The 25,040-nt window shown below is 52.3% G+C and carries 32 protein-coding genes; 10 read left to right on the top strand and 22 right to left on the bottom strand.

Annotation, left to right across the window (positions count from 1 at the left end; genetic code table 11):
- Positions 1–151 precede the first annotated feature (151 nt).
- Positions 152–598, top strand: a complete 447-nt coding sequence (locus J9253_RS01100) for a hypothetical protein (RefSeq protein ID WP_210222919.1) — start codon at positions 152–154, stop codon at positions 596–598.
- Positions 599–613: 15 nt separating this feature from the next.
- Here the strand turns inward: J9253_RS01100 and J9253_RS01095 are convergent, their stop codons facing one another.
- From J9253_RS01095 to J9253_RS01055, 9 genes are all read right to left on the bottom strand, one after another.
- Positions 614–1,042 carry a GNAT family N-acetyltransferase gene (locus J9253_RS01095; protein ID WP_210222918.1) on the bottom strand — a complete coding sequence of 143 codons (429 nt, stop codon included), beginning with the start codon at positions 1,040–1,042 and terminating at the stop codon, positions 614–616.
- The gene (locus tag J9253_RS01090) at positions 1,039–1,953 is read right to left on the bottom strand and encodes a CPBP family intramembrane glutamic endopeptidase (protein WP_210222917.1); all 915 of its coding nucleotides are present in this window, start codon (positions 1,951–1,953) and stop codon (positions 1,039–1,041) included. The genes J9253_RS01095 and J9253_RS01090 overlap by 4 nt, the downstream gene beginning before the upstream one ends.
- 1 nt (position 1,954) lies before the next feature.
- Positions 1,955–2,632 (bottom strand): BPSS1780 family membrane protein, encoded by a 678-nt coding sequence (locus J9253_RS01085; protein WP_210222916.1) that lies wholly within the window; start codon positions 2,630–2,632, stop codon positions 1,955–1,957.
- A 64-nt stretch (positions 2,633–2,696) separates the two neighbouring features.
- Positions 2,697–3,866: an FAD-dependent oxidoreductase gene (locus J9253_RS01080; RefSeq protein ID WP_210222915.1), complete on the bottom strand. Its 1,170-nt coding sequence runs from the start codon at positions 3,864–3,866 to the stop codon at positions 2,697–2,699.
- A complete protein-coding gene (gene hldE, locus J9253_RS01075) occupies positions 3,866–5,302 on the bottom strand; it encodes a bifunctional D-glycero-beta-D-manno-heptose-7-phosphate kinase/D-glycero-beta-D-manno-heptose 1-phosphate adenylyltransferase HldE (protein WP_210222914.1) in 1,437 nt (478 codons plus the stop codon). The genes J9253_RS01080 and hldE overlap by 1 nt, the downstream gene beginning before the upstream one ends.
- Before the next feature lie 64 nt (positions 5,303–5,366).
- Positions 5,367–6,554 carry an organoarsenical effux MFS transporter ArsJ gene (gene arsJ / locus J9253_RS01070; protein WP_228291466.1) on the bottom strand — a complete coding sequence of 396 codons (1,188 nt, stop codon included), beginning with the start codon at positions 6,552–6,554 and terminating at the stop codon, positions 5,367–5,369.
- Positions 6,555–6,582: 28 nt separating this feature from the next.
- Positions 6,583–7,371 (bottom strand): transglutaminase-like domain-containing protein, encoded by a 789-nt coding sequence (locus tag J9253_RS01065; RefSeq protein WP_210222913.1) that lies wholly within the window; start codon positions 7,369–7,371, stop codon positions 6,583–6,585.
- Complete coding sequence (locus J9253_RS01060) at positions 7,368–8,228, bottom strand: transglutaminase family protein (RefSeq protein ID WP_210222912.1); 861 nt, start codon at positions 8,226–8,228, stop codon at positions 7,368–7,370. The genes J9253_RS01065 and J9253_RS01060 overlap by 4 nt, the downstream gene beginning before the upstream one ends.
- Positions 8,229–8,318: 90 nt before the next feature.
- Positions 8,319–9,314 carry an ArsJ-associated glyceraldehyde-3-phosphate dehydrogenase gene (locus tag J9253_RS01055; protein WP_210222911.1) on the bottom strand — a complete coding sequence of 332 codons (996 nt, stop codon included), beginning with the start codon at positions 9,312–9,314 and terminating at the stop codon, positions 8,319–8,321.
- Between the two features lie 118 nt (positions 9,315–9,432).
- Here J9253_RS01055 and J9253_RS01050 point away from each other — a divergent pair, with 118 nt between their 5' ends.
- Both J9253_RS01050 and J9253_RS01045 read left to right on the top strand, forming a co-directional pair.
- The gene (locus J9253_RS01050; RefSeq protein WP_210222910.1) at positions 9,433–10,362 is read left to right on the top strand and encodes an MBL fold metallo-hydrolase; all 930 of its coding nucleotides are present in this window, start codon (positions 9,433–9,435) and stop codon (positions 10,360–10,362) included.
- A 59-nt stretch (positions 10,363–10,421) separates the two neighbouring features.
- The gene (locus tag J9253_RS01045) at positions 10,422–10,940 is read left to right on the top strand and encodes a GlcG/HbpS family heme-binding protein (RefSeq protein WP_210222909.1); all 519 of its coding nucleotides are present in this window, start codon (positions 10,422–10,424) and stop codon (positions 10,938–10,940) included.
- A gap of 22 nt (positions 10,941–10,962) precedes the next feature.
- Here J9253_RS01045 and J9253_RS01040 read toward each other — a convergent pair whose 3' ends face one another.
- From J9253_RS01040 to J9253_RS01025, 4 genes are all read right to left on the bottom strand, one after another.
- On the bottom strand, positions 10,963–11,196 hold the full coding sequence (locus tag J9253_RS01040) for a thioredoxin family protein (protein ID WP_210222908.1): 234 nt from the start codon (positions 11,194–11,196) through the stop codon (positions 10,963–10,965).
- A 14-nt stretch (positions 11,197–11,210) separates the two neighbouring features.
- Positions 11,211–11,525, bottom strand: a complete 315-nt coding sequence (locus J9253_RS01035; protein ID WP_210222907.1) for a hypothetical protein — start codon at positions 11,523–11,525, stop codon at positions 11,211–11,213.
- A gap of 14 nt (positions 11,526–11,539) precedes the next feature.
- Positions 11,540–12,493 (bottom strand): permease, encoded by a 954-nt coding sequence (locus tag J9253_RS01030; RefSeq protein WP_210222906.1) that lies wholly within the window; start codon positions 12,491–12,493, stop codon positions 11,540–11,542.
- A 64-nt stretch (positions 12,494–12,557) separates the two neighbouring features.
- On the bottom strand, positions 12,558–12,911 hold the full coding sequence (locus tag J9253_RS01025) for a metalloregulator ArsR/SmtB family transcription factor (RefSeq protein WP_210222905.1): 354 nt from the start codon (positions 12,909–12,911) through the stop codon (positions 12,558–12,560).
- A gap of 89 nt (positions 12,912–13,000) precedes the next feature.
- Between J9253_RS01025 and lpxL the strand changes: the two genes are divergently transcribed.
- Together lpxL and J9253_RS01015 are read left to right on the top strand one after the other, a co-directional pair.
- Positions 13,001–13,945, top strand: a complete 945-nt coding sequence (lpxL, locus tag J9253_RS01020) for an LpxL/LpxP family Kdo(2)-lipid IV(A) lauroyl/palmitoleoyl acyltransferase (protein WP_210222904.1) — start codon at positions 13,001–13,003, stop codon at positions 13,943–13,945.
- Positions 13,921–14,412: an FKBP-type peptidyl-prolyl cis-trans isomerase gene (locus J9253_RS01015; RefSeq protein WP_210222903.1), complete on the top strand. Its 492-nt coding sequence runs from the start codon at positions 13,921–13,923 to the stop codon at positions 14,410–14,412. The genes lpxL and J9253_RS01015 overlap by 25 nt, the downstream gene beginning before the upstream one ends.
- A gap of 4 nt (positions 14,413–14,416) precedes the next feature.
- Here the strand turns inward: J9253_RS01015 and murI are convergent, their stop codons facing one another.
- Positions 14,417–15,226 (bottom strand): glutamate racemase, encoded by an 810-nt coding sequence (gene murI / locus J9253_RS01010; protein ID WP_210222902.1) that lies wholly within the window; start codon positions 15,224–15,226, stop codon positions 14,417–14,419.
- A gap of 3 nt (positions 15,227–15,229) precedes the next feature.
- Positions 15,230–16,024, bottom strand: a complete 795-nt coding sequence (locus tag J9253_RS01005; RefSeq protein ID WP_308393065.1) for an inositol monophosphatase family protein — start codon at positions 16,022–16,024, stop codon at positions 15,230–15,232.
- 50 nt (positions 16,025–16,074) lie between these two features.
- Here J9253_RS01005 and J9253_RS01000 point away from each other — a divergent pair, with 50 nt between their 5' ends.
- The 4 genes from J9253_RS01000 to J9253_RS00985 are packed head-to-tail and all read left to right on the top strand — an operon-like array spanning position 16,075 to position 19,242.
- On the top strand, positions 16,075–16,488 hold the full coding sequence (locus J9253_RS01000; protein WP_210222901.1) for a phosphate-starvation-inducible protein PsiE: 414 nt from the start codon (positions 16,075–16,077) through the stop codon (positions 16,486–16,488).
- Complete coding sequence (hemH, locus tag J9253_RS00995; protein WP_210222900.1) at positions 16,485–17,597, top strand: ferrochelatase; 1,113 nt, start codon at positions 16,485–16,487, stop codon at positions 17,595–17,597. Before J9253_RS01000 ends, hemH begins: the two co-directional genes overlap by 4 nt.
- The gene (locus J9253_RS00990; RefSeq protein WP_210222899.1) at positions 17,594–18,334 is read left to right on the top strand and encodes a competence/damage-inducible protein A; all 741 of its coding nucleotides are present in this window, start codon (positions 17,594–17,596) and stop codon (positions 18,332–18,334) included. Before hemH ends, J9253_RS00990 begins: the two co-directional genes overlap by 4 nt.
- Positions 18,292–19,242 (top strand): lysophospholipid acyltransferase family protein, encoded by a 951-nt coding sequence (locus J9253_RS00985; RefSeq protein ID WP_228291465.1) that lies wholly within the window; start codon positions 18,292–18,294, stop codon positions 19,240–19,242. Before J9253_RS00990 ends, J9253_RS00985 begins: the two co-directional genes overlap by 43 nt.
- Here J9253_RS00985 and sctJ read toward each other — a convergent pair.
- The 7 genes from sctJ to J9253_RS00950 form a co-directional block, all read right to left on the bottom strand.
- Positions 19,239–19,841 (bottom strand): type III secretion system inner membrane ring lipoprotein SctJ, encoded by a 603-nt coding sequence (gene sctJ, locus J9253_RS00980; RefSeq protein WP_210222898.1) that lies wholly within the window; start codon positions 19,839–19,841, stop codon positions 19,239–19,241. The two genes, J9253_RS00985 and sctJ, sit on opposite strands and share 4 nt — an antisense overlap.
- A 37-nt stretch (positions 19,842–19,878) precedes the next feature.
- Positions 19,879–20,433, bottom strand: coding sequence for a hypothetical protein (locus J9253_RS00975; RefSeq protein WP_210222897.1), 555 nt, complete (start codon positions 20,431–20,433; stop codon positions 19,879–19,881).
- Positions 20,434–20,442: 9 nt separating this feature from the next.
- On the bottom strand, positions 20,443–20,808 hold the full coding sequence (locus J9253_RS00970) for a tetratricopeptide repeat protein (RefSeq protein ID WP_210222896.1): 366 nt from the start codon (positions 20,806–20,808) through the stop codon (positions 20,443–20,445).
- A gap of 89 nt (positions 20,809–20,897) precedes the next feature.
- Entirely contained in the window at positions 20,898–21,086 is a 189-nt protein-coding gene (locus J9253_RS00965; protein ID WP_210222895.1) for a hypothetical protein, read from the bottom strand.
- A 120-nt stretch (positions 21,087–21,206) separates the two neighbouring features.
- Positions 21,207–21,422 (bottom strand): EscE/YscE/SsaE family type III secretion system needle protein co-chaperone, encoded by a 216-nt coding sequence (locus J9253_RS00960; protein WP_228291464.1) that lies wholly within the window; start codon positions 21,420–21,422, stop codon positions 21,207–21,209.
- Positions 21,422–22,780 (bottom strand): type III secretion system inner membrane ring subunit SctD, encoded by a 1,359-nt coding sequence (gene sctD / locus J9253_RS00955; RefSeq protein ID WP_210222894.1) that lies wholly within the window; start codon positions 22,778–22,780, stop codon positions 21,422–21,424. Before sctD ends, J9253_RS00960 begins: the two co-directional genes overlap by 1 nt.
- Positions 22,781–23,458, bottom strand: coding sequence for a hypothetical protein (locus J9253_RS00950; RefSeq protein ID WP_210222893.1), 678 nt, complete (start codon positions 23,456–23,458; stop codon positions 22,781–22,783).
- Positions 23,459–23,693: 235 nt separating this feature from the next.
- Here J9253_RS00950 and J9253_RS00945 point away from each other — a divergent pair, with 235 nt between their 5' ends.
- Entirely contained in the window at positions 23,694–24,962 is a 1,269-nt protein-coding gene (locus tag J9253_RS00945; protein ID WP_228291463.1) for a hypothetical protein, read from the top strand.
- Positions 24,963–25,040 lie beyond the last annotated feature (78 nt).

Raw genomic sequence — 25,040 nt, 5'->3', positions numbered from 1 at the left:
ATTCATTGATTTTAAATGATGTGAGTACACAAGAACTTAGGCTCATGTACTTATTGTATCTGATTGCTAATCAAATGTAGGCTAAAAAGTCTATGATCCCATGGGACATGACATTTAATAAATATTTAAGCAAATATAGGTAGTTTTTATTATGGCACAAGATGGCAGTGATTGGGATTATATAAATGAACACATGGGTGGTCATGATGAGGATGGTCTCCCCAATTTTATGAACACCCCATATTTTGGTGAATCATGTAGAAATAATGAATGCAAGTCTTATTTGCCACCAACTGTGAATCTATTTGATTATGAAAATTTAGCCATTGAATATAATTTATCTAGAAAAGAAGTGGATCAAATAAAAAACTATATAGCCATTTATAGCGAGCATGATTTTAAAAATCAAAGCTCAACAAATAACTATATAACTAAAAGTAAACGTTGGGATGAATTTTCAGAAATAAGATCATTAAATGATCATGGCTTACATACTAATATCCCTGGAATTCTCCCTAAATTTTATAAAATAACTTGTGAAATATTTAAAATATCCAAAGGCAATGGTGCTCAATTAACCAAAGCCACTAAATATTAATACAACCATCCACACTCATGAGCGTTCAATCACACAAGCCATCTTCCACAACACCCCTTCCTGCTCCACCACCTCAAACCCATGCCGTTCATAAAAACGCCGTGCCGGATTATCCCCAAACACCGTCAAACGCATCAACGGCTTACGGCGTACCTTGGCAAGCTGCATCATGTATTGCAACGCTTCCCCGCCAATCCCTGTTCCCTGACACTCAGGTACCACATGCAAGTCAGCCAGATGGATAGCATCGTCTTCGAGCCTGATCCGCACCACGCCAATGCACTGATCATCCTGATACAAACCGAAATTTTCTGAGGCTTCCCAAAAACGTGCGAAATACGTGTCATCCCAAACGATGCCATGCTTGGCGTAATACTCAGCCATATTGCTACGGGACAGTTGCAGCGCAAACGCATAATCCACCTTGGGCGTAATTTTTATCATGGCTTAGTCTCCTCCAACGGCGGGCGGGCAAAAAAGCGGAAAATCACCCAATAAAACAATACCGCCGTTAACACTTCCGAGATCACCGTTTCCCACGTAAACAATTCCCCGTGATACACAAATACCGACGGAAAAATATCGTAAGGCGGCACTGTCACATACAAAAACGCGATGATATTATTAATAGCATGGACGCCTATTGCCAATTCCAGCGTACCATCACGCACAGTAATCAACGCCAGCAACAAGCCGGTAGTCAGGTAAGGCAAAAACGCAATCCACTTATTTGCCCCGTACACTTCCGGGTTCAACAAGTGCGGCAAGGCAAACATCAGCGCACTCACCAGCACCGCGCCCCACTTATGCATCACCAGTCCCAAACCCTGCATCACATAGCCACGGAACAACAACTCTTCCGCCGAGGTCTGGATCGGAATCAGCAGCAACGCCACCGGCAAAAATGCCAAAAACTGCTCCGACTTGAACACATATTCCATCTCACCAGCCGGGGTAGGCAGCAACCATTCGCCCACCACCCCAACTATCAGATAAGTCGCCGCAAACACCGCCGCGCCCTGCGCCACCCGCAACCAACTGATGCGCCGTAATGGCGTGATCAGCGACAAAAACGGGCGCTTATGCAAAAAGCGCACAACCAGCCAAACGCCAGCCATCAGAAACAGGAACATCGCCATAATGTCCACAAACGTCAATGTCGCCGACAACCCTTCAAACAGCCATGAATCAGGGTTGAAGCGGGTGGTTTCATCCTGATCCACCTCCACCCAGTACGCCAGCATGAAGGTTGGCATCAAGCCAACCCCCTGCCAAGCCAGCAAAATCAGAAAAAACCCTAGCAGATAACGCCACCACTGATTTTTTCCCTGTTTTGCCAGCTCAAGATAGCGCATATTAAAAAATCTCTTGGTAACTCACGAAAACCGCACCCACCGTCACCGGAATCAGCACCAGCATCCCCAAACCCAACGGGATAACCGCTACCAGACTCAAGACCGAGTACATCAGGAACAGTACCAACAACGGCAACACTTGCGTCACCGCAGTACTGACACACATCTTCAGTGCATCAAACAGCGACAGCTCGCGAAACAGCATCAGCGCAGTCGTGAAATAAAACAGCACAAACGACGCAAAACCCACGATCAACAGGAACAACATCCCACCCAGCCCAATACCACCAACACCGGCAGTCGCGCCACGCAACAAGCTATCGCCCACGAATACGACACTGATAATCCCAACCAAAGCCGCCAACGCAAACAGGATGCCACCTAAAGCCAGGAACTCGTTACGTTTACGCGCATCCAGCAACACCTTCCACAGGTATTCGAGCTTGAGCGGCTTGCCTGCGTTGGCCTGTTGCGCCGAATACAGCAACCCAGCGATCAAGGCAGGCAAGAGCACCAGAATGACAATCTGCCCCAGAATCGGCAAGAAATTCAGTACAAAACCCCCCATTCCCATGACCAACGCCATCAACACCCATGTTTTCATATCCTTGGAAAACAAAGCCCAGCCTTGTTTATACCAATCGACCGCACGGCTGGCGGGAATACGCTTGATTTGCATGACACAATCTCCTTGTTTAAGTCTTTATTGAAAAGTTGTTGTTGTGGTGCTGCTGTGTAATTTTTTATAAATCCCAAACGCAGGTAGCAACAGGCGGTGAGGGTAATCCCGCTGCTACAGGTTTCGCGCCTGATTTTGCCATGCTGAGTGCTGATTGCAAGCGTGCAGACAACATCGGCGCAAATGCCAATTTAGTTGGCCACGCCACCGTCACATTAGCATAGTGGTAAAACACAGGCTGGTCGGGGCGGCTACCATCCGGCTGGCCACCTTCAGCACGGTCAACCGCCCACGTTCCCCACTTCATGCCGCTGACATCCATCCACGGTAACAAGTCGGCGAGTTCTCGTTGAGTGGCAGCGATGACTTCCGCTACTGGCTTGCCCACGCCCTGCTCCGCCGGTTGCCCGCCAATATACCAGACGGTTTGGCCTTCTGCGTCGCGGTGCGAAGTAATCGTGGCTCGCGGTTTGTCACTCATCCCCAACGCATGGGCATAAATCATCGGCAAATCACCACGCACCAACACCATTTGCAAAGGGCGGCGCTGCATTCCGGGGAATTCCCTTCGACTACGCTCAGGGAACGAAGCCAGCAATGCCTCATTACCTGCGCCCGCTGTCAGAATGATTTGCCCCGCGTCGATTGCCAGCTCAGACCCATCCGGCAAAACTGCCTGATAACGGTAAATATCACCGGCTTGTTGCAAGCCCGAACGCTGCACATCCACCTGTAGCAACGCATCATCAAGCTGTTCCCGCAAGGTTGCCAGCAACGATGGCACATCCAACACCGGCTCATCCAAGCGGTACAAACCGCCATGAAATTCAGCGTGGCGGAACAATTCCGGGTAAGCATCACGCGGCACGGCATCCATACGGCTTTTCATCGCCTTGCTGGCGAAAAAACCCGTCATGCGCGAACCAATACCGCCAGACGTCCACAACAACTGCGATTCGGTGAGGATGTTGACACGGCTCAAATCAACCGCGCTTTCACCGTTCAATGCAGCCCGCCACAAACGTGGCATGTCGCCAATCGCCAGCGTTGCACCGGTCACTTTGCCCGTGAGCGCATACTTCGTACCGCCGTGAATAATCCCTTGGGAAGCAATGGTCTGGCCTTTGCCAAGCTCATCGCTGACCAACAGTGCGTTGACGCCTTGTGAGCGGAGTTCCGCCAGCAGCCAGAGTCCGGCGATGCCGCCACCGACGATCAAGGTATCGACTTGCATCAGGATTCCTTTTGCATATTCTGGATTCTGGCAATCGTGCTAGTGGTCGACACGCCATCCACAAAACTCAGTACCACCACGTCGCCGCCGTTATCCCACACGCAGCGGTTGCCGGGAATTTTCTGCGGGTCGTTGTCGCCGCCTTTTACCAGCAAATCGGGTTTGACGGCGCAAATCAGGCGTTCGGGCGTATCTTCGCTGAAATCCACCACCCAGTCGACGCAGGAAAGTGCTGCCAGCATTTTCATGCGGTTGGCCATGGTATTGACTGGGCGGGTTGGACCTTTCAACTCACGTACTGATTCATCAGTATTTACCGCAACGATCAGGCGGTCGCCGAGCTTGCGGGCTTCTTCCAGATAGGTGACGTGCCCGATGTGGAGGATGTCGAAACAACCATTGGTCATGACAATGCGTTCGCCGTGGATGCGCGAATCCTGCACCGCCGCCAGCAATTGTGCCTCGCTGACCACCCCTTTGGCTTGCGCATGGTGTGCTTGCAATGCCTTGTGCAATTCGGGGACGCTAACCGTGGCCGTACCGACTTTGCCCACCACAATACCCGCCGCGAGGTTCGCCAGCGCCATAGCCTGTTCCACGACTAAACCGGCTGCCATGCTCGCCGCTAACACTGCCACCACGGTATCGCCAGCGCCGGTCACGTCGAAGACTTCGCGGGCGCGGGTCGGCAAGTTGTAAGGGGCTACCCCATCGCGCAACAAGGTCATGCCCTGTTCGCTGCGGGTAATCAGCAAATTGCCCAGCCCACAACGCGCCAGCAAGGCTTGCCCACGCTGTACCAAATCGGCTTCATCTGTCCAATCGCCGACGGCTTCGCGGAATTCCGCCAGATTTGGGGTAATCACAGTCGCACCCTGATAGGTGGCGAAGTCCTGCGCTTTAGGGTCAACCACCACCGGCTTGCCTGCGGCCTGTGCTAACGCGATCAACTCCCGCGCCCGTTCCAGCGTGCCCTTGCGGTAATCGGAGAGTACGACCACATCCGCCGCTGCCAGCAATTCGCTGAAATGGCGTAATAGCGTGGTATGATCTTGCCCCGCGAAACCTTCCTCAAAATCCAGCCGAATCAGTTGCTGATGACGGCTGAGGACGCGCAATTTGGTAATGGTCGGCGTATTATCCAGCGCCACGAAACGGGTTTGCACGCCACGCGCCTGCAAGGTGCTCTCCAACGAACGCCCTGCTTCGTCATTACCGACGTAACCCAGCAATACCGCCTGACCGCCAAGGCTGGCAATATTCAAAGCCACGTTGGCCGCACCGCCGGGGCGCTCTTCATTGGCTTTCACATGCACCACCGGAACCGGGGCTTCAGGAGAAATGCGCGAGGTGTGGCCTGACCAATAACGATCCAGCATCACATCGCCGACCACCAGTACACGCGCCCGTTCAAAAGCAGGAATTTGTAAGCTCATTTTATTATTTACAGCAGGCTAAAAAACAAGGCAGAGAGTTTACCAAAAAACCAGACGCAACCCCCTATTTTCCCGCAGGCAAGCGCAACGACAGCAACAACGCCGCCAACACAAACCCGGCGGAAAACCACAAACAGCCTTCTAGCCCGTATTGCTGATACGACCAACCCGACAGCACCGTACCCGCCAGCCGCCCGCCCGCATTCGCCATGTAGTAAAACCCGACCTTCAACGCCACCTTGTCGTGATCGGCATAAGCCAAAATCAAGTAAGAATGCAGTGCGGAATTAATCGCAAACACCACCCCGAACACCAGCAAACCTGCCACCAGCACGGTTCCCGCATCCCAACCCTGCGCCAATGCCACCGCAATACCCGCCGGAATCAGCAACAGGATCAGCGCCCAAAGCTGTGCTGCCCGCGCCCCCGGCGCATGTTGCTTCATGCCCAACAATGTCGGCGCACTCGCCTGCACAATCCCATAGCCAATCACCCACGCCGCCATGAACGTGCCCACCTGCATGAAACTCCAGCCCAGCACACCCGCCATGAACACCGGCACAGCCACCACGAACCACACATCCCGCGCCCCGAACAGGAAAAACCGCGCCGCCGACAACCAGTTAATCGCCGCATTATTGGAAAACACTTGGGTGAATTTCGGCTTGGCCTTCGACTTGCCCAAGTCATCCGGCAGCAACAACAACGTAACGATAGTGACCGCAAACAAACTCAAGGCCAATACCAGCAAGGCATATTGAAAACCCACTGCTTGCAACAAAGCCGCACCGAGGAAAAAGCCCACGCCTTTCAATGCATTCTTGGAACCCGTCAGCAACGCCACCCACTTGAACAAACGCGCATTCGCATCGGCAGGCACCAGCGTTTTCACACTCGATTTCGCCGACATCTTGTTCAAGTCCTTGGCAATACCAGAAAGCGCCTGCGCAAACATCACGTAGGGCACGGTAAGCCACTGGGTCGGCATCAGCATTCCCAGCGCCAACACTTGCATCGCCATGCCCAGATGCATGGTCACATTCATACCCAACCGCGCCGCCAGCCAGCCACCAACCAGATTGGTGACAATGCCGAAGAATTCGTAGAACAAAAACAGCATCGCCACCTGAAACGGTGAATAGCCCAACTGATGGAAATACAGCACCACCAGCATACGAATAGCCCCATCGGTGAGCGTGAAAGCCCAATAGCCGAGGGTAACGACCATGTAATTACGCAGATCAAGATTCACGTCAAGGTTCCAACTTGTTAAACACCGGCTAATCCGAAATAAGTTGTACAGACACGCGCTGGGAACAGCTATTGACCTCTGAGCCAAATTGGTTGTAGAGCGCGACATTAGCCGCATCATGACCGTAACCAATCACCATATAGCCACCGCGCAGGGTGTCTTGGGTTGCATCGAAGGCGTACCAGCGCCCCCCCACGTAAGCCTCGAACCAAGCGTGCATGTCCATCGGTTTCAGCCCATACAAATAGCCCACCACCATACGCGCCGGAATGCTCAGCCCCCGGCACAAGGCGATACCCAGATGGGCAAAATCCCGGCATACACCAAAGCCCTGGGTATTCACCTCCGCTGCTGACAACGGCACGGCACTACTGCCCGGTACGTAGCGGATATTGGTACGCAACCAATCCTCGATAGCCGCGACCTGATCGTAACCCAACGCCTGACCAGCGGTGATCTCGCTAGCCATCTGGTTAAAACGGTCAGACTCACAATAACGACTCGGCAACAAATAACTGAATACGCCATCCGGCAGACTCTGAATATCCACAAACGGAGCGCCCGGCGCTCTATCTCCATAATCTGCAATGATCACTTCCGCCGACGTGTGGATGGTAAAAATACCCACCGGCGCGGTCAGGCGTTGGCACAGATTGCCAAAATCATCGGTGAATTCGTACACTGGCACGCTCGGTGACAGGTTGTATTCCTCCCGATTAATCCACTGCTGTGCGCCACTGCGTGGGCGCAGCATCAACACAAAGGTTGTTGGCATGGCAATATCAAACATCAAATCACAACGAGTACGTAACCTCATTCTAAAGGCCCCATTTCCGTTACCCACACACCCACATCGAGCGTAGCGCCCGGCGGCCCGATATAAGCACCCGCAACCGGCGGTACCGACTCAGGCATCCGCGCCACCGCAATCGCGATATGATCGGTTCCCACCAAATCACCGATGGTTGGGTCAAAACCTATCCAGCCCGCACCCGGCAAAAACACTTCGGCCCAAGCATGGGTAGCACCATAATCGACTGCCGACGGTGGCGTGTGCAGATAGCCACTGACAAAGCGTGCCGCCAGCCCCAGAGAACGCACTGCCGCCATGAACAGGTAAGCAAAGTCCCGACACGAACCCGTCCCATTGGATAAGGTTTCAGTATCAAGCTGCACCCCCGGTTCCTCCCGCGTCTGATACGTCAGCGTCTGGTTAATATACGCAGCCAGCCGCTGCAACAAGGCGTAAGTCTGAATCGCTTCACCCGGTTTCCAGACACGCGCCACCCATGCGGTCAGCATAGGGTCAAGGGGATGCCCCATTTGTATATAAGGGTCTAACACCACCCGATCTTCCGCCTCGTAAGCAAACGGGTAATGTGTCGCGTAATCAGCCACCAGAAAATCCAGCGGTGTCTCATTGAACTGCTGGATAATTACCTCGCTCTCAATCACCAACTGGCGAGTAGGCGTGGTAAAACTGGCAATCGCCACCGAGTTATCTTCCACATCACGATGCCAGCGCAAAGTGGCGGGCGGCGTAATATTCAGGGTAGAAGACTCGATACGCAGTTCATGCCCTTCCCTCGGGCGCAGCCGCAAGTGATGCGTCTGCAAATTCACGTAGGCGGCAAAGTTGTAGTAAGTACGATGGAGGATTTTATAACGTTGCATGATTAACCTTGTTCTCCCGTGGCGCTGAAATAAGCTTAATTGGGATGAGTACCCTTAAGTATAATGCCAAAGCCCCCGCCCGATATGAATTTAAAGTGTTGCCGCTACTTTTGCCGTCAATTCCATCATACGGTTCATGTAACCCCACTCATTGTCGTACCACGCATAGATTTTCACCTGCGTGCCATCAATCACCATCGTGGAAGGTGCGTCAATGATGGCAGAACGCGGGTCGTGCTTGTAATCGACCGACACCAGCGGGCGTTCTTCGTAGCCGAGGATGCCTTTCAGGTAAGTTTCGGACGCCTCCTTGAAATAGCCGTTCAGCTCTTCCGCCGTCACTTCACGCTCTGCCTCGAACACGAAGTCGGTTAGGGAAGCATTCAACATGGGAATCCGCACCGCATGACCGTTGAGCTTACCGACCAATGCTGGGAAGATCTTGGTAATGGCTTTGGCAGAACCCGTGGTGGTGGGAATCATGGATTCGCCACAAGCACGCGCCCGCCGCAAATCCTTATGCCCCTTGTCGATAATGGTCTGGGTATTGGTGATATTGTGCAGCGTAGTCATGCAACCGTGCTTGATACCAACTTTTTCGTGCATGACTTTAACCACAGGCGCAAGGCAGTTGGTGGTGCAAGAAGCCGCCGTCAGCAAATGATGTACCGCCGGGTCGTAGTCCTGATCGTTGACGCCATAAACAATATTCAACGCACCCTCCACCGGGGCAGCCACAATCACTTTCTTCACACCCTGATCGAAATACGCCTGCAACTGCTCGACTTTGCGGAACTTGCCGCTGCATTCCAGCACAATGTCACAGCCCGACCAGTCAGTATCACCAATGTCTTTGTTGGAGGTATAGGCAATTGCCACGCCATCAACGATCATATGGCTAGCGTCTGCGCTGCATTCCGGCGACCAGATGCCGTGTACGGAATCGAACTTCAGCAAATGGGCGGAAGTCGTCGCATCACCCGCGATTTCATTGATCTGTGTGAAAGTGAACGCCGGGTTGCCCCAAGCTGCGCGGATACCCAGACGCCCCATGCGCCCGAAACCGTTGATACCGATAGTTGCCATGACCCTACTCCTTAAATCTGTAAAACATGGATGAGGATTATATTCACCAAAACGGATATAATGAAATTATTTCATGCCTTGTCATATAAAGTTCATAAATCACATCAGGAACATCATTATGTTTAGCAAACTGCTTCCCGCCACTTTCTGCCTGCTGCTACTGACCCAAGCCGCCCATGCGTTTGCACCCACCACGCAAAAAGTCACGGATAATGTCTACGCCATCGTTGGCGATACCGGCGAGCGCACCCCGGAAAATCAGGGCATGAACAACACCAGTGGTTTCATTATCACCAATGACGGCGTGGTACTGGTTGACTCCAGCGCCACCGAAGCCAGCGCCAAAATGTTGGAGGATGCCGTCAAAACCGTCACCGACAAGCCTATCAAGCAAGTAATCAATATCGGCGTGCAAGACCATCACTGGATGGGCAACAGCTATTTCCTCGCCCAAAAAATCCCGGTCAGCGCCCTCGCCAAAACCGTGGCAAGCCAAAAAAATCAGGAATCCATGAACCGGATGCGCCTCTCCAGTGGCATTGGCGGTAAACCCGAAGACCTGAAAGTGGAATTCCCCAGCGAAACCTTCGACGGCGATGAAAAAACCCTGAGCATCGGCGGCACAGAAATGTCACTGCGTTACCTCGGTGATGCACACTTCCCCGGCGATGCAGTGCTGTGGTTGCCCAAGGAAAAAGTCGTATTCACCGGCGACACCGTATTCAACGACCGGATGCTGGGCGTACTGCCGGACATTTCCAACGTGAAAGATTGGCAAGCCACCTTCAAGAAAGTTGTGGAACTCAAGCCAGAACACATCATTCCGGGGCATGGCAACCCCAGCGACTGGGCAACCGCGCAGAAAAATACCGGCGATTACCTCGACTGGCTGGTAACGAACGTCGGCAAGTCGCTGGAGGAAATGGAAGATTTAGGCGATGCCGTCAAACGCCTGTCAGCGGATGAGGCATTCAGCTTCCTGAAAATGGCGAAAGAACTGCATGGGCGCAATGTGCATCAGACCTACTTGCAGCTTGAAGCCGAGTAAAAGCGGGCATTCAGTGCTAACATTCAAACGACCATCACCTTTTCCCCTAGGAGGATAGTATGAAAAAACGTATACCCATCATGTTGCTCACCACCCTGCTGGCATCGCTGAATCTGGCACACGCCGAAGACGAGGCAAAAAAACCCTCGAATTTTATCAGCGTCAAGCAGATTTCAATGGAGCTAGCGATGGATATTGCCCATGAGTCCGTCCTCGCCTGCCGCGAAAAAGGCTACAACGTATCCGCTGTCGTGGTTGACCGCAACGCATCGGTGCAAGCCCTGTTACGCGACACGATGGCAGCCCGTTTCACCATGCAGATCGCTGAAGAAAAAGCCAACGCGGTCATTATGTCAGGTGCCAGTTCCGCCGAATTTCGCGCCAACCGTGCTGACATCAAAGATGAAATGAACGAGGTCGACGGCATTCTGATGTTGGAAGGTGGCTTGAAAATCGAAAGCGGTGGCTCATTGCTGGGGGCTATCGGCGTCAGCGGCGCACCCGGCGGCGAAAAGGATGCAGAATGCGCCAAAGCTGCACTCGACAAGTTGATGGAACGGCTGGAAATGATGGATTAACCGCAGTGTCCGTACTACCGGGTCAAGCCAGCCAGCCCTCAATGCTGGCTTTGCCCGGAATCCCCCCAGCATGAACCACCACCCCATCCACGACTACACCCGGTGTAGACATCACCCCATAGCCCAGAATCGCCCCCATATCACTCACCTTTTCCAGCGCAATGTCCACGCCCTTGGCGGCAGCAACATCCTGAATCAGCTTGGCGGTGGTCTCGCAATTGGCACAACCGCTACCCAATACTTTGATCTCTTTCAAATTATGTTCCTCGATTAACAACAGGATTGACCGGAAGCCGTCGGTGTGCAGCACGACGCTGCTTCTGCTTTCACCGCAATGTTCAGCATTTTGGGTTTGGCAGGTTCCACCGCGCAGCATTTCGCGTCGAAAGCGACATCCAGTTTCTGCGCAGCCTCGTCGCGAATGTGGCGGGCAATCTCGATCACGCTGCAAATGTGCGCTTCCGGCACACCCATCTGACGCAGCTTGTCGAGCTGGCACAAGCCCATGTCAGGGTGTTTGGATGCAATGCCGGACGCCAGCGATACCAGCGCGACAATGGATGAATGCAACTGCGGTTCAGACATGCGATTTCCTCCGATCAGGCCAGCAGGTTAAAGCCCCAGCCGACCAATGTGAATGCAACCGCCAATACGGCGGCGTAAATACCCAACGCTTTCCAGTGGATGACCTTGCGCAGGATCAGCATTTCCGGCAACGACAGCGCCGCGATGCTCATCATCAATGCCAGCGTCGTACCCAGTGCCACGCCCTTGCCCAACATGGCTTCGGCTATCGGGATAACCCCTGTGGCGTTGGAATACAGCGGAATACCGAGCAAGACTGCCAGCGGCACGGTGTACCAGTCATCGCCGCTGAGATAGGTTGTCACCCACGCTTCCGGCACGTAACCGTGGAACAGTGCCCCGACACCAACGCCCAGCAGCACCCATTTCCAGATGCGGCGCACGATTTCACGCACTTCGCCCATCGCGTAACGGTGTCGCCCCAACAACGAGGTATCCGGCTCGACCATATTCAACTGACCCATCTGGATTTTCCACACGTAACCTTCCACCCAGCGTTCCGGCTTGAACCATTCCATGACGACGCCACCGACGTAGGCCACCGTCAGACCTGCCAACACATACAGCGCCGCCAGCTTCCAGCCAAGGATTCCAGCGAGGATCACCACCGCGACTTCGTTGATCATCGGGCTGGCAATCAGGAAGGAAAAGGTCACGCCCAGCGGAATGCCCGCTTCCACAAAACCAATGAACAGCGGCACGGAAGAACACGAGCAGAACGGCGTCACCGCCCCCAGCAGAATCGCCAGTGTACGCGCCAGCCACTTGGGTTTGTCGCGCACGTAGCCACGCACTTTTTCCGGGCTAAGCAAGGCGCGGAGCAAGCCCATCAGGTAGATGATGACCACCAGCAGGGTAAAGATTTGCACCACATCCATGACGAAAAAATGCAGTGCCGCGCCAAAGGCCGAGTCAGGTGACAAGCCCAGCAGTTGGTAAACGAGCAAGTTGGCTAAGGTTTCAAACATGGCACTGGTCAGGTTGGAATAATATACCAACTATATACGCTATTTCGCATATATGAAATAGCCGTTAACAGTTTGGTGAATTGCACAGCGGGTTTTGTTTTTCAGCACCTGTCAGCCGCAGGGTGTCGGCGTCGAAAGGTTCTTGCCCGATACTGCCCAACTGCAAACTGGCCAGCACATCCAGCATCCACAGCGGCAGTTCGGGATTCAGACGGTAATACACCCACAGGCCGGACTTGCGATCCAACAGCAAGCTGCTTTCACGCAATACCGCAAGGTGGCGGGAAATCTTCGGCTGTGCCAACTCCAGTGCCTGAGTGAGTTCGCACACGCACAGCTCATCCTTGCCCTCCAATAATACGAGGATGCGCAGGCGGGTCTGATCGGCGAGGGCTTTGGTGAAGGTTTCCAGTTGCATGAGCGGAATTTCTCACGATTCCCCCAATAATGCTAGACTTGCACGCTTTAATCAGTGCATTCCCTGCATTGTCCACCACGTAAATGATCATGCAAAAAATATCCGGTAAACAATTCCTGCACCCGCGCTACTGGCTGACTTGGTTCGGCCTAGGCTTCCTGTGGCTGTTGGTGCAACTGCCCTGGAGCGTGCAAATGTGGCTGGGCAAGCAATTCGGCTTACTCATGTTTTACCTGTTACCCAAACGTCGGGAAATTTGCTGCATCAATCTGGAACTCGCCTTCCCCGAACGCACTGCGGCGGAACGCGCCCAGCTCAACCGCGAGCACTTCATCTCGCTGGGGCGCGGCTTACTGGAAACCGCCCTGAGCTGGTGGGGCGATGATGACAAGCTGGCGCAGCAAACCGACATCGAAGGGCTGGAAAACCTGCAAACTGCAATGCAGCAAGGTGGCGTAGTATTGCTCAGCGCCCACTTCACCAGCCTCGAACTTGGCGGACGTTTAATCGCACAACGCATCCCGTTACACGTGATTTACCGCCCACACCAGAACCCGCTGATCGAATGGCGCGTCGCCCGCTTACGCTCGAAACGTTACGGCAAAGCCATCTCCCGCAACAATATCCGCGACATGCTTCGCAGCCTGCAACAAGGGCATGTAGTGTGGTATGCGCAAGACCAAAATTTCGGGCATAAAAATGCCGTATTCGCGCCTTTTTTCGGCGTAGAAGCCGCCACCAACACCGCCACCAGCCGCCTCAGCAAGCTTGGCAAAGCGCAAGTCGTGCCGTTTTTCACGCTGCGAACTGCTACCGGCTATCAATTACGTTTCCTGCCAGCACTTGAAAATTTCCCCAGTGGAGCCATACTTGACGACACAACCCGAATAAATAACCTCATTGAGCAACAGGTACGCGAGTTCCCCGCCCAATATTTATGGACACATCGCCGCTTCAAGGATGACCCCTCCGGCGGCAACCGATACATTCTCTATTCCAAGGAAAACCAATGCAAATTGCACAAAATACCGTAGTCACCATGACCTACACCCTCACTGATGATAAAGGTCAAGTGCTCGACCAAGCTGATGCTACCCAACCGTTTGCCTACCTGCATGGCGCAAGCAACATTATTCCAGGGCTGGAAACGCAGTTGGAAGGCAAGCAAGCCAATGACAGCATGAAAGTCACCGTTGCCCCGGCGGAAGCCTACGGTGAATACGACGAGCGCATGACCCAGCAAGTGCCACGCAGCATGTTTGAAGGTGTCCCCGAAGAACAAATCGTCGCAGGCGCTGCTTTCCATGCCCAAACAGGCGCAGGCAACCAGACCATTCGCATTGCAGCCGTCGACAATGACACTGTTACCATCGACGCCAACCACCCACTGGCGGGCGTTACCTTGACGTTTGATGTCAGCATTATCAGCGTCCGCGCCGCTTCTGACGAAGAAGTTACCCACGGTCACGCACACGGTGAAGGCGGCCACCACCACCATTAAGCCTTCAGCGGTAGCGTGTTGGCAACAAACCCAGCTCAACCCTGTGCTGCCACAGGGTTTGTATACTGATCAGATGCTGTGCATCCTCAGATTTGCTGGAAAAAAACCGCACGCTACCCTGCCCTGTTTCAACCCTGCGCAAATCCTGCTGATCCAGCACCCGGATTAACTGGTGCGTCACAGGCGTACTGGTTTCCAGCACCGTCATTCGCCCGTGCGTTACCTCGTGGATTGCTTCGCTCAGGAAAGGGTAATGCGTACACCCCAATACCAACGTATCCACCCCCGCTTCCAGCAAAGGCAGCGTGTAATGCTTCAACAACTGACGCACCGCCTCGCTACTGAAATCCCCCGCCTCCACATGCTCCACCAAACCGGGGCAGGCTTGCGCCATCACTGTCACTTGACTGGCATGATCGCGAATCAAATGCTGCAAGCGTGGGCTGTTCACCGTTTGCTGCGTCGCCAGCACCCCAATCACCCCGGTTTGCGTCATCCGTGCCGCAGGTTTCACCGCAGGCTCTATCCCCACCACTGGAATCGGCAACATACCGCGCAAATAGTCCACCGCATGAACCGTCGCGGTATTACACGCCACCACCAACACTTTAACCCCTTGTTCCAGCAAGAAATCAGCCATCTGCTTGCTACGAGTACGGATATATTCCGGTGTTTTCGCCCCGTAAGGTGCATGACCCGAATCCGCCACATAAATCAGGTCTTCCGCAGGCAGCAAACGGTGAATTTCGCGCAGCACCGAAATGCCACCCAAACCGGAATCAAACACCCCGACAGGTTGTTCGCGCTGTGACATGGCTTACTGGTTTTCCTGCAAATACTGTAACCAGGCTGCAAATAATGCCTTATCGGGGGAAATTACCACCGAACGCGGCTCCAGCGCGGGTTTAAACACAGCCTCACCCTGCAAAGTACAGGCATAGCCACCCGCTTCGGCGAGAATCAGCGTCCCCGCCGCCAAATCCCACAACTTCATGCCGCCGTGCAAGTACACATTGCCCCGGTTTGCCGCCATCCACGCCCACTCCAGCACGCAACTGCCGAGATTACGCTGCGAACCATACGGCGGCTGGTGCATCAACGCCTGTTTCAACGGCAGCGACAAACGCTTGAAATCCACAATAGCCACTGCATTGCGCAAGGCAAATTCACTGGGCTGGCAACGTAGCGGCTTGCCATTCAACCAAGCACCCTGCCCGCGTACCGCGCTGAACATTTCGTCGCGCACCGGATCATACGTCAGCGCCAACACCACTTCACCCTGCTGAAACAAGGCCAGCGACACCGCAAACAGTGGAATGCCCGCCGCGAAATTGCTGGTGCCATCCAGCGGATCAAGACACCACAAAGCATCGGCTTCGCGCAACAAACACGCCTGCTCCTCGCGCTCCATTTCCTCGCTCAGAAACGCAATCTCAGGCCATTGTTGCTGGAGAAACGTCGCAATACGCCGATTAGTCGCCAAATCTGCTTCCGTTAACAAGCTACCATCCTGCTTTAACGCAAAGCCCACGTGCTCGAAACGCGGTAAAATTTCCTCGCGTGCAATTTGACGTATTTCCTGCACCAATACTTGCAAATCAGGCTGCATCATTTAACCTACCCAGCATTACCAAAACGCTAACAATACAAGGATACCCACACATGGACAAACCGAACATTTCGGCCAGCCAAAAATTGTTGCATGGGATCGAATATCTAGTGCTCACCATCATCACAATAGCCACTGTTGTCGCCGTCGGTCAGGAAATCTTCCTCATGATTAACAACCTGAAAGTCCAGATCGCTGACCTGCTGTTATTGTTTATTTATTTGGAAATCATCACCATGGTCGTGGTGTACCTGCAATCCGGGGAAGTACCGGTGCGGATGCCCTTATACATCGGCATGGTTGCCCTCGCCCGCTACCTGATCCTCGACATGAAAGCCATGGACCAATGGCAAATGCTCGCCATTTCAGCCTCTATCCTACTGATTTCACTAGCCGTACTAGCGGTGCGTTTTGGTCATGTAAAATACCCGTATGAAAAAAACCTCAAAGGAAAGCCCCAGCCATGAGTCGCTTTATCAATGAACAAGACTATTTCCACGGCAAATCCGAATGCACGGGTATATTGCTAGTCAATCTGGGCACGCCTGATGCCCCCGATAAAGCCTCATTGCGCCGTTATTTGAAAGAATTCCTGTCCGACCCGCGTGTCGTTGAAATTCCCCGGATTATCTGGAATGTCATCCTGCACGGCATTATTCTCAATACCCGCCCCGCCAAGAGCGCCGCAAAGTACAAAACGGTGTGGACGGAGAATGGCTCCCCGCTGATGCACATTTCCGAGCAACAGCAACAAGCCCTCCAGAAAGAAATGGACATCCGCTTTCAAGGGCCCGTGAAAGTAGCTCTAGCAATGCGCTATGGCAACCCAGCCATCCCCGATACCCTGCTGAAACTCAAGGAAGCCGGGGCAAGGCGCGTACTGGTATTGCCGCTTTACCCGCAATATTGCGCTGCCACCAACGCCACCACCTTCGACAAAGTATTCGACGAACTCAAACGTTGGCGTTGGATGCCAGAATTACGTCTGGTCAACCACTACCACGACCACCCCGGTTACATCAAAGCCCTCGCCAACAGCGTGCTGGCACACTGGGAAAAGCAGCCACGCGGTCAACTGCTGGTCATGTCTTTCCACGGCATCCCCAAGCGCAACCTGATGCTGGGCGACCCTTACCACTGCGAATGCCACAAAACTGCACGACTACTGGCAGAAGAACTCAACCTCAAACCCAGTGAATGGCGCGTCACCTTCCAATCGCGGTTTGGCAAAGCCGAATGGTTACAGCCCTACACCGACAAAACTATGCAAGCACTGCCGGGCGAAGGCATCAAAAACGTCGACGTGGTCTGCCCCGGTTTTGCGGCCGACTGCCTCGAAACGCTGGAAGAAATCCGCGAAGAAAACCGTGAATACTTCCAGCACGCAGGCGGTGAACACTACCATTACATCCCCGCGCTCAACGATAACTCTGAGCATATCAAAGCATTAGCCGACATTATCCAACAGCACACCCAAGGCTGGGCAGAAACAACCCCCGGCTGGTCAACGACCACCCAACAGCGGCGAGCTGAAAAGACCTTGCAACGTGCCACCGATAAAGGAGCCAAACAGTGAAAGTTGGACTCATCCTCATTGGCGATGAACTGCTCAGTGGTTTACGTCAAGACAAGCATCTGCCACAAGTGATAAGCTTTCTCAAAGCACGGGGCTTGCCGCTGGCGTGGGTACGCATGATCGGCGACGATTGGGATTTACTGCTGCAAACCTTGCAGGAAACCTTTCAAGGGAATGACATCGTGTTCAGCTTCGGCGGCATTGGCGCAACCCCGGACGATTTGACCCGCCAAGCAGCGGCTGCCGCCACAGGCGTCAGATTGCTACGCCACCCGCAAGCTGTCGCCCTGATCGAAGGCCGTTTCGGGGCAGAGGCTTACCCTAACCGCATTCGCATGAGTGAACTACCGGATGGCGCCAGCTTGATCCCTAATCCCATCAACCAAATTCCCGGCTTCAAGGTGCAGCACCACCATTTTGTCCCCGGTTTCCCTAATATGGCGTGGCCGATGGTCGAATGGGCGTTAGACACCTATTACCATCAATATTTCGACACCACCCCACCCGTGGAACACCGCTGGCTACTGCAAAACGTGCAGGAAAGCGAACTGATCCCGATGATGGAAGAGCTGTTGCGTACTTTTCCAGCCGTGCATCTTTCCAGCCTGCCCAGCACCGCCGAACGCCGTCAAATTGACTTCGGGTTGAAGGGCAAAGCCACAGACGTGCAAACAGCGGGCGTATGGTTCGAGGCATGGATACAAGCCAACCAGATCAATGGCGAACGCCAGCCGTGAATATGCCGCCCCGCCACTTGCTTGCACCCAAACACTGGCTCACATGGGCAGGTATCGGGCTGTTTGGAATACTCGCTTGGCTACCCTGGCAAGCACGGCGCGGGCTAGGTAAATGGCTCGGTAATGGGATTTACCGTCGCAACCGTAAACGCCGCACTGTTGTTCTCAGCAATCTGCGCCTGTGTTTCCCTACACTGAGTGACGCCCAGCATGAACAGATGGTGCAAGCCCATTTGCAGGAATATGCCAGCGCCTTACTGGATTACAGCGTGTTGTTCTTTCGTTCACGTCGCTGGCTATACCAACGCACCCAAATAATCGGGCGGGAACACATTGATCAAGCCATTGCCGCTGGGCAAAACGTTATCCTGATGCTGGGGCACTCGGTATGGCTGGAATTTGCGCCCGCAGCTATCGGGGAACATTACCGCGCTTACGGCTCTTACAAACCCTTCCACAACCCTGTCGCGGATTGGCTGATTGCCCGCAGCCGTTTGCAAGATGTCGAATTCGTGGTCACCCGTGAGGAAGGCATGATGAAACTGGTACGGGCGCTGGAACCGGGACGGCTCATGTTTTTCCTGCCGGATGAAGATCATGGCAGTAAACATTCGGTGTTTGCCCCCTTTTTCGGGGTTCCCAAGGCAACCTTGACGACCCCGGCACGCCTAGCCAAGTTAGGCAAAGCGGTTGCGTTACCCGTCATGGCGTTTTTCAACCAACAACAAGGGGGTTACGATATTGTGATCGATGCTGCTCTGACGGACTATCCCAGCAAAGACGAGGAGGAGAATGCAGAACGCCTGAATACAGGGCTACAAACCCTGATTGAACAACACCCGGAGCAATACATGTGGGTACTGAAGTTTTTCCGAACCCGCCCGACTGATGAGGCTGACGTTTATTAATTGGTAGCAGAAAACTGTGCGGGAACCATGACCACCGATACACTATCGTAGGTCAAACCCTCAATACTTTTTTCCACAATCATTTTAATGTCTGACTTCATGTCTTCCAGACGATAGGCCGGGTTGTATTTGATAAACACTGAGGCCGAGGAAGGTTTGACTTCGGTATCAATCGGGTTGTTTTCAGGCAAGACCACGTGCACTCGCGCTACTAAAACACCATCAATCTGCGACAGGGTTTCCTGCACGCTTTGAGATAAAGCAAAGATAAAACGGGCACGCTCTTCTAGTGGGGAAGAAATCAACCCTTCCTTCTTGAATAACTCGCCAACCGTTGCCGTTTTTTCTTTGGGATAGCCTTGTTCTTTCAGAAGTTGGACAGCTTGAGGAATTTGGGATTCTTCGACATTCAGATAATAAGCATCAGCTTTTGTATCATAAGTCTTTTCTGCCCCAATCTTATTATTAAGTAAGATAGAGAGCATCGCGTTAGCATCATTTTCTATCAGATTCCTGTAAAGCTCTGTTTTACAGCCAGTTAAAAAAACCAAGGCGAAAATAACTAAAAAGTGGAGAAATTTTTTACTTATGATTGTCATTGCTTTCTCATGTTTTGCAAAAAATGCGTATGGATTACTAACCTGCTTGGAACAATGTTTTAAATCCCTGAGAAACTTGTCCGACAGCAGATGAAATAATCTTCATGTGACTAAACCACATTTCCATTTTAGATGCCCATTGATAAACCTTGTTCTGATATTCAGCAGCAGACAGGATATTATCAGCAACACTTTGTGCAGCAGTTTCCATTTGCCCTGATTGATTATTCATAGTCGCCGTCTCAGGATACGTCCTGATTTGGGCAGTAGTGTCAACTGTTGCCCGGTCAGCCACCATGTGTTGACGCATCTCAGGCATTCCTTGAAACTCTGATAGCACGCTATGATAAGAACTATCCATTCCCTGAACTTTATTCAGCAACGCTTGCTTAAAACCACCGAAGCTCTCACCACTTGGCTCCACTATACTCAGAATAGGTTCTTTTACATCCTGAGCAGGGTCAATACTAAGATCACCATACGTCATAACATCTTCAAAACGCTTTACATCTTGAGCTGTAGGGGCAGGTAATTGCTGCATCCCTAAATCACCAGAATTTACTGGATTTACCAAAACGCTCGCATCAATCATATTACCATCCTAATTATTCAAGTAGGCAACAGCAATAATTTTTTCATCCTGATTACCGTACTGAACAACTTCTTCAAATAATTCTTTTGCTTCAGCTTTCTGGCCTTTTTGTGTTAAGGCAATGCCCAGAAAACATTTGGCACTCATGTGGTTGGGATCTTCAGCCAAAATCTGATCGCGTAGAATACTGATAGCCTGATCATACCTTCCGGCATAGATTCCCGCTACAGCGACACCCACTTTAATAGGAATTTGTTCCCGACCAATGGCGCTTACGCCATCCATAATCAATTGGGAACGCTTGGCATCACTTCTGAAACAAGCTAAGTAACCAACCTGGGATACTACTCTAAGTAATTCGACATCAGGGCTCATACCATCTCCTTATTATGTGGCATCAAGATAACTTGATGCCACGTTTTATTGAAATCACAGTTTAAGACTCTAGAATAGAGCCGCTGTAATTATTGCTGAACGGCCTGTGCTGCCGTATCTAAAGCACCACTAACACCCTGGATAGCTGCCAGCTCCGCCTTGGAATCCATCGTCAGGATTTCGGCGTTAGTAGCTGCAGTGTTAATAGTAACCTGAGCATTTGCACTATCAGTCAGGGTTTGAGCCACGGTAGTTGCGGCGCCTGCAATATCTGCCATTTGAATATCTCCTAAAATTAATCGTCCATAAAATAAAATTCCCGATGACTAATCATCAAACGCAGGGAATCTATAACTTCCTGTTACACATTGCGTTCCATGCTTGCTTTTGGCATTCACTCAATGATGAGTTTGTGACCAAAACTCTTCAACCACCTCGCAACTGGCGTCCAATGCCTGTAAAAACCTGTTTAATTTATCGTATTCATCAGGGGATACCCCTTGATTCAACTCGGAACGAACTTCTGAAGCCGCTTGATTAAATTTATCCAGAAGCTCATTTTTATACATACCGGACACATCATTTCTGAGGTTCTGCTCGATTTGCAGCATCATTATCTCTCCCCTTTTTCAATACCGTAATAAAAAGGAATATCTATCCCATTATTCGTCAATACCACATGATCCGGCTTGATTGACTTAACAAAATATTTCTCGCCAAGTGCCGAACCTTCCATATACTTTTTGCCATCTTTAGCGACCATAAAGGGTACTTCGCCAACACTAACGCTGCGGATAGACAATTTGATACGATCCCGCACGTCAGTAACTTTCAGCACAATGGCCGGTCCCTCTCCCTGAAGATCAATGAATTCTTTCCGAAAACCTTTTAACTGTTCGATTTCAGGTTGGGTTAACTCGCCGTTGACTATAACGCTCTTGCCATCAGTTGTTGCATGGATACGGCTAGAAAGCCCTTTTTTCTGGATGAACTGCACAAACGAAGCCAAATAGCCGTCCATCGTCTGAAACTCACCCTCACCAATAGAGCGGATACCCCCGACATCGCTGAGGATCGTAGCCTTGACCCGCTCCCAATCTGCTGACTTACTCACGAATCCCTGCGCAACCAATACGCCGTCGGTATCCCCTGACTTGAAGTGAAGAGCGGGTTGCCCCATGGCTCGTGCAATCATAGCGGCACTCTCAGCCATCTCATCCTGTGACCAGATGTGTAGATTAGCCTTGATCCCGGCACTCTGCATTCTGCTCATCAGGTCATTGCGCTCCAACACCGTGTTGGTATAGCCACTCAAGCTAACTGAACCATCAGCCTCATTCACCAGCGTGAAGTCCTGTTTGCCCAACTCCTGCATCAGGTTGGCAGCCTGTTGTTCCCCGGAATCACGTACCCCCAGGTTTTCCAGCACACGGTTGAACTGGGGTGCCCAATACAACAGATTGGCAAGCAAGAGTATCCCCACCCCCATAGCTAGCCACCCAACCCCACTTCCACCCTTCTTCTTCCCGGATGCACCGGCATCAACCGCCTTTACAGGCTTCTTAGGGGATTCAGCGGAAGGTGCAGCAGATGATTCAGCAGGCCGCGCCCGTTTCTGGTGAACCTTGCTTTCGGAAGGCTTGTTACTGCTTGGAGGAGGAGCCACTCGGCTATCTGTCACCCAAAACTCGACATTACCCAATCTGACCGGCTGATAGGGAACCAGCTCAAGGCTTTCAGCCGTTACCTCCGCCCCCCCCACAAACACAGGTCGCGCCAAGGGCTGAAGGGTAATGCTGCCGGAGGTAATCAGTAACTGGATATGCTGATCGGCAATATTTTCATCATGTAAAATAATATCGCAGGTCATGGAGCGACCAATGACCAAGCTACCCGTTTTCAAGCGGACAGATGCGCCCGCATTAATCCCGTTGAGAACCTTGAGTACAAACGAAGTTTGTTGAATTGCCATTTACTCCGCCCGCTTCTTGTTTTTAACAACATCGACCACATCGAAGCCCGGAAATTTCTCATCGGTCTTCACATCCCACTCAGCGCCCATACCCCCCACCGGATCTTGGGAGCTAAAGTTCACCACGCCACGTTTATCTTTCCAGCGATACACCTGCCGACGTGACAACTCCTGATTATCCATCACCCTGGCCATGGCGAGCACGGCGCTCACAAAGCGTTCGGGCCCCGTCATATAAATAATATTATCAACCTCTGAAGCCTCCCACTGAAAGCGATCTTCCAGAACCTGAAGGCGCTTAAGGGCATTGGTAAACTCCCGTGGAGACATGGTTTTCATACTAACGGAAGCGGTTTGCACCTCATCTTCCTTGTAAACGAACAGGGCTTCCTTGTCGTAGTACCAGATCAACCCATAATTTTTAACCAATTCGTTGAAAATATCTTCTGGCTTACGGCTCTGGAAGTGCAAGCTGACGACCTCCTTGACCTTAGGACTGACCACAATGGGAAGATCCTGCAAAGATGCTAGTGTCTTCAGCAACTCAACCAAGGGTTCCTGATCAGAAAAGTGCGAATAGGGTTCCTTTTTCCAAGGTACAGGAGCAGCCGCCACCGCATATCCGGCAAACACCAGTAATAAAATAGCCCATCGCAATCTGCGTATTATGTTGTGCATAGCCAAGAATCCCCCGGCAGATATAAACCAGCCTAATTTATTCCTACACACACCGAGATTCATCATTTGAAAGATGAACGTAGAAGAAATGCGACTTAATGGAAAAAGGCTCAGCCAGCCCCGGCGGATTATCTGCCAAACACCCCCGTTCATCCCGTAACATTAAAGCGACAGGATATAAGGGCTTACATTTACCACTGAGTTCCGTCATACCTTGTATTCAGGAGGATCGAGAATGCCCCTTCCTATCGTGTCTGCGACACAAACCAGTGGACAAGCTCAGGTTAGCGCCAGCATTTCCTCCGCATTTCTGGCGCGTACCAGCACCATCCAGCAGCAAGCAAGGGAAAGCAGCTTCAATAAACTGCCTACAGGCTTGCCAAGCTTTGCAGCCCCGTCGATGATGTCATCCCTGCTGCAAAAAATTAGCCAGCAAATTGGCGGGCAAGCAAGCAGCGGTTCGGAAACATTGCCGCCCCAGCCAGCCCCCGTCCCGTTAAGTGACACCGAAAAGAGCACTCTGCTGGGTACTTACGCGGCTGACAGCCAAGGCAATATTCCCGCCGGTCAAGCTGTAACCGTTCTGGATGGCGACAATGCTGACCAGCGCCTCAGCGAAGGCGACACACTGGTCGTCAGCAATGCGGCAGGCGCAGAAACCTCACGCAAAACCCTGGCCGCCACCGACCTGTATGAACTGCGTTTCCGCGAAAACATGGTCACAACGGCCAGCTCCCTCGGTGCAGGCTGGGATTTCAGCGAGGATCTGGTGCATATCAACGGTGGTGAACTCACCCAGACGGAAACGCGCAGCTACACCAGCGCCAGCAATCAAACCGCCACAGAAACCGTGCTGGAACGCAATAACTACTGGGAAGTGGTGCAACGGGGCAGTAATCGTTACTTGCTGATGCGCGAAACAGATAACGCAGGCCAAACCATCAAGCCTTCGGATGCCATCAATGACGTGTTCAACAACCGTCAGGATTACGCCTTTGACTGCGCCAGCCCCCTACGCTTGCTCAACCTGAAAGCAACGCTGGACACCATCGGCACGGATGACTTCGACAGCCATGCCGGGCGCTTGCAAATCTCCTCTTGGTACGACAAGGATGACAGCTCCGGCTTTGATGGTGGCTTCAACACCAAGGTACGCACCGCGCAAGCCGGAGAAGTTAACGTCGATGGCGTCAGCAACCTGCAAGGTGAAACAGCCTTGTTTGATACCGCCAAAGGTGACGCACTCATCCCCGGATCGGCCTATTACTTTGACCTGCCCGGCGACAACAAATCAGCGTCACAGGGCTGGAATGCCGTTTACCTTGGGCGTAATGATGATGGCTCTTACCGTTTCTGGAGCACCAATATCGGCAATGTGGACATCAGGTTTGGCGAAAACTCATGGCTCCCGCAAGACACCTTCAAGGGCTATTACTTAGGTGCGGTAAACGTCAACCCGAATAGTGAACGCCTGCAAAGCTGGGACTCAAACCGTTCGGTCTGATATTGACACCGCATAGCCTGAATAAGCTTGAAGTCTACCTGATACGACGGCAGACTCAGTGCCGCTATTGCACGTTTT

Origin of the sequence: Thiothrix litoralis (assembly GCF_017901135.1) — a bacterium.
In the GTDB taxonomy this organism is placed as follows: domain Bacteria; phylum Pseudomonadota; class Gammaproteobacteria; order Thiotrichales; family Thiotrichaceae; genus Thiothrix; species Thiothrix litoralis.
The sequence above is the reverse complement of the archived record's forward strand: the minus strand, read 5'-3'. Positions and strand labels throughout refer to the sequence as shown.